The organism is Spirulina sp. CS-785/01 (assembly GCF_028330525.1).
Classification (GTDB): Bacteria; Cyanobacteriota; Cyanobacteriia; order Cyanobacteriales; family Spirulinaceae; genus JAQMSD01.
Genome location: NZ_JAQMSD010000207.1, coordinates 40,003 through 53,175, shown reverse-complemented (window position 1 = coordinate 53,175; position 13,173 = coordinate 40,003). Strand labels below are relative to the sequence as shown.

At 45.0% G+C, this 13,173-nt stretch carries 5 protein-coding genes and 1 pseudogene; all 6 read right to left on the bottom strand.

The features are described 5' to 3' along the window. Positions 1 to 1,970: methylation-associated defense system protein kinase MAD6 (gene mads6 / locus PN462_RS13560; protein ID WP_272128824.1), on the bottom strand; the 1,970-nt coding region annotated here is incomplete at its 3' end. A gap of 18 nt (positions 1,971 to 1,988) precedes the next feature. Then, the gene (locus tag PN462_RS13555) at positions 1,989 to 6,875 is read right to left on the bottom strand and encodes a hypothetical protein (protein ID WP_272128823.1); all 4,887 of its coding nucleotides are present in this window, start codon (positions 6,873 to 6,875) and stop codon (positions 1,989 to 1,991) included. A 64-nt stretch (positions 6,876 to 6,939) separates the two neighbouring features. Continuing rightward, positions 6,940 to 8,106 (bottom strand): HNH endonuclease domain-containing protein, encoded by a 1,167-nt coding sequence (locus PN462_RS13550; protein ID WP_272128821.1) that lies wholly within the window; start codon positions 8,104 to 8,106, stop codon positions 6,940 to 6,942. A 56-nt stretch (positions 8,107 to 8,162) separates the two neighbouring features. Then, positions 8,163 to 10,484 carry a DNA sulfur modification protein DndB gene (locus tag PN462_RS13545; RefSeq protein ID WP_272128820.1) on the bottom strand — a complete coding sequence of 774 codons (2,322 nt, stop codon included), beginning with the start codon at positions 10,482 to 10,484 and terminating at the stop codon, positions 8,163 to 8,165. Positions 10,485 to 10,527: 43 nt separating this feature from the next. Next, positions 10,528 to 11,332: pseudogene (locus tag PN462_RS13540) on the bottom strand (phosphoadenosine phosphosulfate reductase family protein). A 120-nt stretch (positions 11,333 to 11,452) separates the two neighbouring features. Continuing rightward, on the bottom strand, positions 11,453 to 13,162 hold the full coding sequence (ureC, locus tag PN462_RS13535) for an urease subunit alpha (protein ID WP_272128817.1): 1,710 nt from the start codon (positions 13,160 to 13,162) through the stop codon (positions 11,453 to 11,455). Positions 13,163 to 13,173 lie beyond the last annotated feature (11 nt).

Sequence of the window (13,173 nt, the reverse complement as noted above, 5' to 3'; positions counted from 1 at the left end):
CGGGTGGGGGTGGGGGTTAATTGATAGTCAGGGGGGAGATAACGTCTTGTTCCCGCAGAGACTCCTTCTTGACTTTCTTCAGAGATGGCAATGTTAAAGTCAATGAGACGGATGCCGTCTTTTGTCCAGAGGAGATTGGAGGGTTTGATATCTTGGTGATAGATGCTGTTTTGGTGGAGGTGATCGATCGCGCTTACCGTTTGTTGGGCAATTTTGAGGCTTTGTTCGATGGTAAATTTTTGCTTGGCCAGCAGGGTTGCGAGGTCTTCTCCTTCGATGTATTTAAAGGTGATAAAGGGTGTGCCGTCTTTTAATTCTCCAGCCCAAGAAACTGGGACGATGTAGGGATGGTGGGCAATTTGTTTGAGTGTCTGATATTCTTGTCGTAAGCGGTCATAGACGGAATACCGATCGCGCGTGACCAGTTTCAAGACTACGGTTTCTTTCCCCCACTCATCATCCACTTTATAGGCAACGGCGAAATTACCGGGTTTCCCTAGTCGATGTTGGATGGTGTAGCGACCATCAAGGCAGGTTTTGGGGGGAAGGTCGGTTAAATCATCGAGAGGGAGGTGGGGATTTACCTCTGGGGGGGGTTGGGGAGTACGGAGGGCGGACAGTTGTTGTAAGGCCGTCTCAGCATGGGTGAAACGGTGTTGGGGTTCAAACGCACAAAGGGTTTGCAACCATTCATCGAGGCCGGGAGGGAGGTCTGGGTTGAGGTGGGAGGGAGGTTGGGGAAATTGGGCGGCGCGATCGCAAATTTCCTCAGCATTGGCAAAAGCCTGTTTTCCGGTAAGAAGTTCATAGAAAATTAACCCGGCCGCAAAGAGATCGGAGGCAATACTGGCTTTTTGGGGATCACGATAACATTCGATGGCTTGATAGGCGGCATCTTCGTTGAGGTCTTCTATAATGTCATTGGCGATGGTGGTGGTGCGATCGCGGACTCGCGCATAATCAAACCCAGTAATTCGGATTTGCTGGTCTGCGTCGATGAGAAGGGTGTCTGGGGTGAGATGGCGATGGATGACCTGATTTTGGTGGATGTGGTCTAGGCCTGTTAAAATTTGCTCGATCCAGTCTAATTTTTGCGTGAGGGTGAGGTGATCTTGTTGAATGGACTGCCGGAGGGTATGACTGGCAATATCATCGGTGGCAATCACTACACAGTCTCCATCTTCGCCTTCTAAGAGATCACGAAGGGGTAAAATATGCTGATGGAGGGGCAGTTTGTACACTGTCTCAAACGCATTATGAATGAGTTTCTTTTCTTCTGCCCGGGCTGTGGCATCTTGGTAGATATCAATGGGATAGACCCGTAAACGGGTGGTGAGGTTTTTTAAGGAGAGGTGGTTAGCCCGATAATCAATATAGCGATCGCTTTCCCCTAGTTTCTCGCTGACTTGCCATTTCCCGTAACGGGGGAGGGGGTTTTTCGGCCTTGCTGTTCCCCGGATGACTTGTTCTACTGTCGAGAGATAAGGGCTAATATCTTGTAAACGATAATCGGGGATGAAGTCTGTACTTTGAAAATACTGGAGTCCTTGGCGATCGCAAGGAATAACCACCTCGTCATCTTTGCCACTAGGGTCAATTAATTCTACATCATCGGACATTAACAAAACCGCCGGTTGAATGTGGACTTTGCCTAACTGAGAGTTCGTGTAATTACTATTACGAATGAGGCTATTTAACACTCTACAATGTTGTCTGAGTTTGGCTACGGGGGAATAATAGGGTTGGCGATTTTCAGGATACCACTTCGAGCCAAATACCTCGATTGTCCCATGTATGCCTTTAATATCTACCACAAAGACGCATTGGGGGGCAATGATAACGAGATCGATTTCTGAGATAATCTGATTCCCTCGTAATTCGAGATTGTGAAAAATGGTGTAAGTATTGGGAAGATGACCGCGTAAATAGGCGATCGCATCTCGTTCTACCTCATTCACAGGCGGACCCATTCTAATAATTCTTGCCATTTACGCCTCCGGATTATGGTCTAAATAGTTTCCTAATTTTTTGTAAACTTTTTGACGCTGTAAGCGCGGAAGTTTTTTAAAGGAGGTAATAATTTGGTTTTCTAGGTGTTTTTCTTGTTCATCTTTACAGTATTTTTTGATATGGGTTAAAGAGTTTCGGTGCGTCTCAGACAGAAACTCTAAATATTGCGGTTTTTCTCGCTCCAACTGCTCTAAAATATCATGGGCTGACTCTAATTTATTACGCTCAGAAATGGCCGGGGGGGTGACTTCGCAAGCGACTCGTTTTCCTAAGTCTTTTACCCACTGTTTCGCCGCTTCTTGTTTTTTGAGATATAAGGCATTACGTTGATTTTCTACTGTTGTCACCAGAGTCTCATATTGGTATTGTAAAGCGGGGCTTAACTCCTGTTTTTCCTGCCAATGGTTTAATTGATTTAAGAGGTTTTGATAGTCTGAAATGGTCTGTTGGGGAAGGGCAGTAAATTGGAATAATTCCACCAATAAACCTAAGTCAGATTTAATCGTATTATAGCGATTTTCTGCGGTTGTGCTATTAGCATAAAAATGAAATTTCTGCAAGAAAAATTCATAATTTTTTCGGGCTTCTGTGAGGTGATTAGTTGAGGTGACAAATTCCTCAAATCGGGCTAATTCATCATAATATTTTTGGATTTTCTTTTGGAGTTGTGTCAAAACTTGCTGAATTTCTGCTTCAACAGGTTGGAGGAAATGAAGTTGAGTTTTTAAAGTATTAATCTCCTCTATCCCTACTTTACAGGCTGCAATAGTATGATAATGAGATGACTGAATTGAGCGAATTTGCTGCATTATTTGAGCATCTTTTTTTTCCTTTTGCCTCGTAACTTGTTGTTGTTCTAATTGCTGGTATTGGATGTCCAAATTTTGCAGAGCCTTGTGCAAAATATCTCGACTCTCGGCAAATTCTTCATAATTTTGGAGCAGTTCAATACTATTGGTCAGTTTTTGCTTAAACACTTCATAATCGTCTAAACGAGTTAAAGAACGTTGTCCTAACTGGGCAAATTTCTCCGCCATCACGGTGCGGCCTTGGGTTTTGAGTTTGTCCAGTTCGTCTAATTTAGGGGCATATTGTTGGGCAAGTGTTGGGGTTTCGGTAATGGATAACTGACTTTGCACTAATTCTTGATAGACTTGGAAAGATTCTTTCAGTCTGGCAAAGGGTAAATCTCGGATGCGTTGCAGTTTTTGTTGGATGCTGGCCAGTTCCCCTCGAATTGATTTTTCGGTATTATCTTGTTGTTCAACTTTGAGCAATTCTTGCTCAAGGTGGTGTTGGAGGGTTTTGATCCGTTGCTGACTGTCTGCTTCAGTGAAATAACGCTCTTTATGGGTAATTTCTTTAATTAAATCGAGGATTTGATTTTTGGAGGTGACAGAGGCCGCCTGTTCTTCCCAAGTGGCCAACATTTGACAGAGTTCTTCATAACGGCGGGTTAGGTCTTGTAGGATGTTCTCAATGTCGCTTTTGGCCGAGTCAGGCAGCGATCGCGCCCTAGCTTCTATGTCTGTCCGGGTTTGCGTGTAATCCCCTTGCGTGGCGTGTTCGTCTAGATTGCGGTAGAGTGACTGAATCTGGCCTTTGACTTGGCTGCGATCAGCCACTTGCAGCGCGTTGTTAAGCTGTTCGATGAGATGGGGAGGACAGGGAGAAAGTTGCCCCAGTTGCTTAATTTTCGCCTCCGTTTCTTGTTTATAGGTGGTGCAGTCGTTGGGAGTGGCGAGGGTTTCGGCTTTTTGTGCGTGGGTGCTGATACAGTCAGCAAGACGGGTTCGCAGGGTTTCTAAGGCTTTATCGTGGCGATCGCGCTGTTGGTGAGTAGGAGTCACCGTCAGGACATCCGACCGTAAATTCAGTGTCGGCGGGGGTTGTAACAGTTTGGTATAAAGAGGTAACAAGCTGTCTAAGGCCACCACCGGAGGTAATTTTTCTGTCTCGTCCACAGGCTTAAACCAAGACTGCACCGGTTTCATCTTCTCTTTCACCTGTTTTTCCGTCTCCTTCACCTCCTTGACATCCGTGGGATCGGGTTCATTGGAATTTAAAAAGGTCTGCGCTTTCCCTAAATACTCTTGGGCTTGATCATAATTTATGGGAGAGGAAGGCAATTCTGGGGGAGCGAGGCGTTGTTGGCGAATCAGTTTGGCTTGAGGATGTTTCACCCACTGATGAACAAAATCTCTGGGTTTTTGCCAAATGCTTTCTACACTCGCCCATTCTCTAAGAGATTGAGTGTACAGTGGCACTGACTTGTTTTTTTTGGGAATGCCAACCGGCCCATATAGCATAATTTCTTTGCGATGATAGGCCATCCAAGCAGTTAACAGTACGACAAACAGATATTCGCTACACCCAAAGGGAGGGGCTGAGAGAGTCTCCCAGAGTGCCTGCAAACGGATAGTCTTTTTAGACTCTCCCTGTAAGTCGGTTAACTCCGAGATTTTCTCCCAAGCAACCCGCACATTCTCATCCGTAGGGACTTGTAACAGATATTTTTGAGAGGTGGGCTTGAGTAAATCCCAACGACGGGTGAAAATTTGGTCAATAACAGTTTTATAGGACTTTTCAGAAAAAGGGGTTGAAAGATAGCCTTGCTTGAGAAACTCGATCGCCAGATAACGGACAATTTTCGTCCCCGTTGGGTGATTGGAGCGCATTTTGTCCTGAGACTCGATGGATAAAACCCCCGGATACCGTTTCTCTAGTAAGGCACTGACAACAGATTGGGGGTCGTTAGGGTTAGAAGCGTTGACCATGCTGTGATAGGTGCAATTGGCGAACAAATCCCCCAATTGTTTATCGAGTTGTTCTTCCCAACGTTGTTTGAGTTGGGTATAGGCAGCACCATAGAGGCGTTTTTCGGCGGAGTCCCGTTGGTTGAGGATGTCTAGTTTTAACAGTAAACTGGCTAAGTCTCCGGTTGCATCGGCGGGAATGGCAATGGCGATCTGGTCTTGAATGCTTGATGAGTTGAGGTGCTGGTCAAGGGTGCGCCGTAATTCCTGTAGGTCTTCTTGGTTTTCGGCTAAGGCATAGGCAACAATTCCCCGTTCTGGAGTTGACCCCGCTAGGTCTTTTTTCTTTAAGGTTTGTAAGAGGTTGCTAATGGTATAAACTTTGTTTTCAAATTGCCAATCGGCTTCAATTTGTTGATAGGTTCTTACAAAGTCTTTGGCGGCAATGACTTTATTTTGTAAGTATTTATGAATGTTTTGGTTACAATGGACAATAAAGTTTGGGAAGGGATCATAATTCGGATTTTTGCGATAGCGTTCTTTAACTTCTTCTTCAATTTCTTCTTGGATACGACCGGGATTAATACCTTCAAAAAATTGATAGATTCGGGTTTCAGGTCGGTAATAAATAACCTCTCTTTTTTGTTCTAAAATTCTTAGGGCTGCTTTGATTTTTGAAGATTTTAAACCCGTTAAAGTTTTGATAATATCTTCATGGGGTTCTCGGTCGGTCTTAGCAATTTTATCTCCGGTAGCGTAGTAGAGAAAGAGGGCTTTTAAAACCGGCACTTCATCCGGGTTTTCAGAATTAACTGCTAGGTTGTAGGCTTTGCGATAGGCTTCATAGACGGAGGCATTAGAGAAGTTATCCACGAAGCTATCAACGAGATCAATGGGATAAATATAGTTGAGTTTTCCCGCTTCTTCAATGGGATGTTGTTCGATGAATTTTTTGGTGTAACCCTTGATGAATTGAATGGCGGTTCGGTCTTGGGTAAATTCGAGATTACAGAGTAAATAAGCCGTTAAGGGATGGAGAGGAAAAACGCCTTTTCCTAGGTGGCGATAAAACTTCTCGAATTTCCACCCTTTTTGCTCTTTATAAAGTTTAACCCGCTTCTCGTAAGCGGTGCGGGCTTCTTCGCGGAGGGTGTTTTGCCATTTTTTATAAAAGTTCTGCCAAATCTGCGTTGTTTCGTCTTCCTCTTGGACTAGGAGGTTATCGACGACTAACTCTAGGCTAGAAATGGGGTTGTAGGTGCTATCTTGGGGGGCGAAACGACTGGCCACTTTTTTGTAATTTTCCGTGACATGGGCTGAAATGCCGACGGCTTTTAAAGGAGGGATTTGAGTTAAACTCAGGAGGGTGATTTTGCCCTTGTAGCGTTCGCAAATGTTGGTAATGTGTTGAGGGGCCTTGTGTCCGGCGGCCATTTGATCCGTTGCCCAAGAGGTAAGATAGTAGTTTAACTCGTCAAAAAGGATAAGAATGCCCTGAAATCGTTGGTTTTCCCCTTGACAGAGATTTTCGATTAGGTCTTTGAGAATGACATCAATCTCAATTTCGCTGGTAAAATCGGGGGTGACTTCCGTGAGGTGGCGGACGAGTTCTTTCACTCGCGGAATGACTTGTAGGTTACGATCGCGCAATAATTGAATCAAAGACCGCAAGTCCCCATCCGGGTTGCCAATACTCTCTAAATAGGAGTCTGCGGCCACTCGCTGCTGTTCCCCTAAATTTTCCAAATACCGCAGGGGTTCATAACACAGATGTTGGGCCAAGGTGTCCTCCACTCCCTCCGCTTCTAGGGCATTCAAGAGGACTTCTAGGAACTGTTTACGGAGATCACCCGCCTTATCCCCACTTAGACATAACACCAAATGAGGCCGCTGTTGATTGCGTTTATACGCCTTAAAGCGTTCCGCCACTGCCTTAGATGTCCCCGCAGCTACCTCAATTTGCTGGAGAATTCCCTGTACTTCTTGACTCTCTAAGGCGTTTTGAAAGAAATTGGCCACCACGACAGCAAAGTGAGATTTGCCCTTACCGTAATCTTGGATAATTAGGTGAATATTGGCATTATTCCGGCTTTCGTAACTGCATCGCACAGCGTCGAGAATGCCAACCGTAGAATGTTCCGGCTTTTGTTCGTCGTAGTTAAAAATAAACCCTTTAATATGTCCAATTAGTAGAAAAACCTTGTTTTTCTGCTAAATTTATTAAAGGTTGCATTGTAATTTGATAAGCATTTCTAAGTTTTTGATAATCAAGTAAGCCATCAAGATCAATGTTTAAGTCATTTAAATAAGAATCAACTTGATTTAAAAATTTGCGCCGACTAAATTCTTGATAATACGTTGTTAAGCCAATATATTGGAGATGTACAAATTTCTCAAAATATTGATCAGAAGGTAAATTATTAGATTTAGAGGAATTTATCTCTTTACGCACTGGGATTAAATTCCATAATTGATCGTGGGCTACAAATGACCACGGGATATAATGATCAAGAGAAATATTTTTTATATCTAATTCTTCTCCAGAATAAATACATAAAGTTTTTGATTGTTTCTGTAATACTGTTTTCCAGTATTGCGTTTGTTGCTGTAATGCACCTCGTCTTTGAGGTATAAAAATTTTATTAACTAAATTAGGAATATTAGGATTTTTATTTTGCATATAATTGAGCCATTCCCATGAAGCCCAACCTCTAACAATTGCATAATTATCTTTTAAGTATTTAGCCCAATCAGAATTAATTTGAAGGACATTACACTGATTATACTGAACTGAATTAAAACAATATAATGGCCTCCTGTCTTTAAAATATTTTCGTGCAATTAGAGGCATAGCAATATCAAGTTTATTACCTTTTCCTCTATCTACATTTTCGATCTTTAATTCTTGCTCTAGGAATGGACAAAGTAATCTATAAGGAACGTATCTAGTTAAAAACTTTACAATATCATCTAAAGATTGTTTCTCAATTGTATTCCTTAAAAGCTTTTTATCTGTATCGGTAAATTTTAAAACTGGCTCACTCAATTCTAAGTTTAATGAGTCTAACTTCTCAGTCAATTTATCCTGTGTCCCAAAAGAAAGTTTAAAATAATTGTGAGGATACCAAGCATTAGCAATCATTTCTACAACAATCTGTTGAAAGCTAATTGACAAATTGATATCAAAATCATTTCTTTTGAGAATATCAATAAGGAAAAAAAAGAAAAGATATTTGTAAGAATTTGTGGTATCTGCAAACAATCTAGAAAGTGCCGAAACATCGACAATTTCTGAACTAGGTAACGCTGAAAAATTAAATGAGCTTGAACTATTATTCATAAATTTTTCTTAGATCGATAGTTTTTACAAAAGTCTCATGAAACCCCAATTGTAATTTAGGCATCGTCCCAACTCTCTCCCGTACTATCCCCGAAGAGGCGATTAATGAGCTTATCTGGTTGGCTGAGAAACTCCCCTAAACTCGCTTGAATATTCTCCCGACATTGCTGTTGGACCGTTGCTCTTTTTTCCTCTTGTTTGGCGTTAACCGCTTCTGTAATTTCGGTATCCAGTTTTCCGGCCCCTTGTAACTTCGCCTGTAACACCTGCACCTCCTGTTTAAAATCAGCAGACTCTAACGCCTTCTGTTGGGCCGCTTCAATGTAATTTTTACGCAGAGTGAGCAGATGGCCAATTAAATTAGGCAGAACCTCCCGATATCGTTGGGCAATAGCAAGATCAGAGGCTTGCTCTAACTGCTCTTGTACAGTGCGATAAGTATGCTTACAATGCACCATCTCCAACACCGCATAGCGGAAAAAGACCCATTGCTTCTCATTCAACTCTGCAACACTCTGCATCAACAGTCCCCGCAACCCCAACGCCTTCCGGTTAAAAACATTAGCCCGCGACTCTTTCACCAGTCCCGTATAACTGCGATGTTCTTTAGCAGAACTAGACGAAAAATAAGCATTGAGCGCATCAATAAACAAATTGGCCACAAACTGCACCATCCCTAACCGTTGTTCATAGGGCGTTTCATCATAAACCATCAGTTCCACCACCGAATGCACCGCCATAAGATAACCCAGTTGGAAGGCTTGGGTCGAAACCGTATCATAGACGCTGTTGGCTTGGTGGAGGAGTTTAGACCAGTCTTCGTGATTGTCGGGATTCTCAAAAAATCGCTCTGGGTCAATATAAAATAAACGGGCCGCCCGACTTTTTTTCAGGTCTTCTCGGTGTCTGTGCCATGCGGACTCAATGCCTTTCGCATCCTTGAGTTGATTATTGGTATAATCACTAATCGCTGTTCCTTCCTCTTGGGCGGCTTTTTTCCGTTTTTTCAACCGTTCTAAATGAGACTCAAACACCGTCCGCACCCCACTCCCCTCAAATAAGAGGCTAAAACATTTTTGTTGGGTGGGGTTGGCCATCATGTCCGGGTCTTGTAAACGGGTGCGTAATGCCCGCATTTCCGCGTTGTGGACGGCAAAGGGGCGGAAACGGTCAAAGAGGGGAAAAAGAACTGCATCGGTCATCTGTGCCAAGAGATGCACCGCGTCTTGGATGTCTTGGGGAGAGTGGGTTTTTCCTGAGCGACGGGCTAAACTGGGCCAGTCCTCTAAGGCAGTTCCCCGCAGCAGTGTCACCGGACGTTTGGAGTTTTGAATGCGGCGGCCATCGGTGATATCTCCCCCTTTTTCTCGATTAAATTCAAAGGCATCTCGCACCCCAAAAACGGCAGCACAGTGCATTTTGTGGAGGGCGACGGCGGAGGTATATTCCAGTTGGCCGACAACGACTTCTTGTTTACTGGCATCATTATCCCCAAAAGCAAAGGAATAAATGCGAGCTAGGGAGGCTTTATCTTCCCCCCGGTCTTTCAGTTTGGAGAGGGTTTCCCGCATCATGCGGGCGGCCAAGTCTTCATCATCGAGTAAGAGTTCTCTGGACTGGCTGACCGATTTTGCACTCTTATTCACCACTAGGAAAATTTCCCGACAGACACTTTTTAAATCAATGCCTTGGTCTTGGACGGTTTGATTGGTTTCGTGTAAATCGGGGAAAAATACTACACAAATGGGCAGTTCGATATGTTTAATTTGGTCTTCTTGGAGTTTTAAATGTTGATAAAAGGTGGCGTAACGATTGCCTTTCCACGTTTGATTGATTTGTCTATGTAGGGCTAAAATTGCCATTGCTCGGTGTTGACCATCAACAATCATAAAGGCGGCTTGGTGACGGTTATATTTAATCACACCCAAGGGGCTAACTTCACCCTCAACAATAGCTTTTTCAAACTCGAATAAATTGCCAAAATTAAGTTTAGTTTTTCCTTCTTGTGTGGGGGTGGGATAATAGGGCTGAATGCCAGTTTTTTCGTGTTTTTTGGGAACTAGAACCGCTAAAATAGGCGGAAAAAAGCGGGCTGAGTCTCCCGATTCTCCTAACAAATAGGGGATTAAGTCATGGGCAACCCGTGAGTCGTCTAAGTCCCGTTGGAGGAGTTCATCAAAGGTGAGTTCTTCTACGTTAAAAACTTCTCGCCACGGAATCATTTGCGAAGCAAAAGTATTCTCCCAATTTCCGGCTGACCCCGGTTTCATTTTTGTTAAGAGAAATTGGGCGCGAATTTTATTCTCTTTACTGCCAATGGAAAATTCTCCATACGTTCCATAAATCGGGTCTTTTTGTACACCAAAACTAAATGACATGGTTTTTTTGGCAGGTAATGGGTAATTATTAATGATTAATTATTCAAAGGTGACAAATTAAACAAGGGAGGTCTTCGTCTTCTTCGTCTAAAACATCCGCTAGGGCTTCCGATAGGGGTTTGTTGGGTTGCTTGCTTTGTTCTCTGGCCATGGCTTTCTCATGGTTGGCGATAATTTCCTCTTTTCGGGCTAAATAATTCGGTTTAGGTTTCTCCCTGAGTCCAGGTGTAAGTCCGTCCGTCTGCGTGTTCTTGTTCGTAGGCCACCGCTTTGGCGAACAAGTCTGGGTGTTCTTCGGCCAGTTTCACCCATTCATACTTGCGTTGAAAAAAGCAAAAATAACAACCGGAACGACTCCGCCAGCGATAATAGTCGGGATAACCAATGCCGCTATCTTCGAGGAGTCGGACAATATCGGCTTTCACTAAACCCCGGTCTCGGAAGGGATAGACGGGTTTGATATTGGGTTTTGTCGAAATATAGCCATCGCGGTTTTCATCGGCCCGGATGGCGACGTAACTAATGGCTTCATCGTCTCCAACAAACGCCTCAAGGGGTTTAATTTTCATTTGTCGAGTACACCAGCGACTTTGAGGGGAGGGGAGATAACCGCCATATAAAGCCAGCCAGTGATCAAAACCTTGATTCGCGCTTAAATAGTGAATTTTAATCCCTAACCGCGCTTGGATGCGTTCCAAAAACTCGTAGGTTTCTGGGAGTTCTTTGTGTGTATCACAAAAAAAATACTCCATCTGAGGAATTTCTTGATGGAGAAGTACCGCCAAGGCGGCGGAGTCCTTTCCCCCGGAAATGCCTAAAATATGCCGCACGTTTGTCTGACAAGCCATGACTATCACTTGTGTGAGTCCTTTTCTATTCAATCGGAAGAAGTTACATCAACACAAGGACATAAATCACAAGGATGGCGTGATCTAGGGGACAATGACGATCTTGCCCCCTTGGAGAGATTAAAACAAGAAATAACGTTGGGCCATGGGTAAAACTGTGGCGGGTTCACAGGTTAAAAGTTCCCCATTGGCGCGAACTTCGTAGGTTTCGGGATCAACTTCAATTTCCGGCAGCAAGTCATTTAACATCATGTCCTGTTTCCGAAGATTGCGAGTATTGGAAACCGCGACGCTCATTTTCTGGAGGCCGAGTTTCATGGGGACTCCGGTATTCATAGCTGCTTTGGAGAGAAAGGTGATGGAGAGGGGGGCAACGGCCCCGCCAAAGGCCCCAAACATGGGCCGCATCTGGATGGGTTGGGGGGTGGGAATGCTGGCGTTAGCGTCCCCCATCTGGGCCCAGGCAATGGCCCCACCTTTGATGACGATTTCCGGTTTCACGCCAAAAAAGGCAGGTTTCCAGAGGCACAAGTCCGCCAACTTCCCTTCTTCTACGGACCCCACATGATCGGCCATACCGTGGGCGATCGCAGGATTAATAGTATATTTAGCAATATACCGTTTCGCCCGTAAATTATCATTGCGATCGGAGTCCTCCGGCAAGGGGCCAAACTGGGTTTTCATCTTGTGGGCCGTCTGCCAAGTCCGCAAGATCACTTCCCCTACCCGGCCCATGGCCTGGGAGTCTGAGGCAATCATACTAAACGCCCCCCGGTCATGTAAGATATCTTCGGCTGCAATGGTTTCCCGCCGAATGCGCGACTCGGCAAAGGCCACATCTTCGGGGATATTCTTATCTAAATGGTGGCACACCATCAGCATATCCAGATGTTCTTCGAGGGTGTTGGTGGTATAGGGCCGGGTGGGGTTGGTGGAGGAGGGCAAAACATTGGCCTGGCCACAAACCTTAATAATATCCGGCGCGTGACCTCCGCCGGCCCCTTCGGTGTGGTAGGTGTGAATGGTGCGGTCTTTAAAGGCGGCAATGGTATCCTCAACAAAGCCGGCCTCGTTGAGGGTATCTGTATGGATAGCCACCTGAATATCCGCTTCTTCTGCCACACTGAGACAGGTATCAATGGCCGCTGGAGTGGTCCCCCAGTCTTCATGGAGTTTTAACCCTATGGCCCCGGCCACCACTTGTTCGGCGAGTCCTTCCGGTTGACTGCTGTTTCCCTTGCCTAAAAAGCCGAAATTGAGGGGAAATGCCTCCACTGCTTGCAGCATCCGGGCAATATTCCAGGCCCCAGGGGTGCAGGTGGTGGCATTGGTCCCGGTGGTGGGGCCGGTCCCTCCCCCTAACATGGTGGTGACTCCCGAAGCAATGGCGGTTTCTATTTGTTGGGGGCAGATGAAGTGAATATGGGCATCTATTCCCCCGGCAGTGAGGATCATGCCTTCCCCGGCAATGGCTTCGGTGGCGGGGCCGATAATGATATCTACGTTGTTTTGTATGTAGGGATTGCCCGCTTTGCCAATTTGCTGAATTTTGCCGTCTTTGATGCCAATATCGGCTTTGACGATGCCCCACCAGTCGAGTATAAGGGCGTTGGTGATCACCACATCCACGGCCCCTTTTGCCCGGATAATGGGGGATTGTCCCATCCCATCCCGAATCACTTTACCGCCGCCAAATTTCACTTCATCTCCGTAGTTGGTGAAGTCCTGCTCGACTTCTATAATGAGATCAGTATCGGCTAATCGGATGCGATCGCCCGTTGTCGGCCCATAGGTCTCAGCATAGGCCCGTCGGTCCATTCGATAACTCATAACATCTCCTT

Bases quoted from the DNA above. Each gene is read 5' to 3' on its own strand.
- PN462_RS13550 (WP_272128821.1), bottom strand. From the start codon at position 8,106: ATGAATAATAGTTCAAGCTCATTTAATTTTTCAGCGTTACCTAGTTCA.
- PN462_RS13545 (WP_272128820.1), bottom strand. From the start codon at position 10,484: ATGTCATTTAGTTTTGGTGTACAAAAAGACCCGATTTATGGAACGTAT.
- ureC (WP_272128817.1), bottom strand. From the start codon at position 13,162: ATGAGTTATCGAATGGACCGACGGGCCTATGCTGAGACCTATGGGCCG.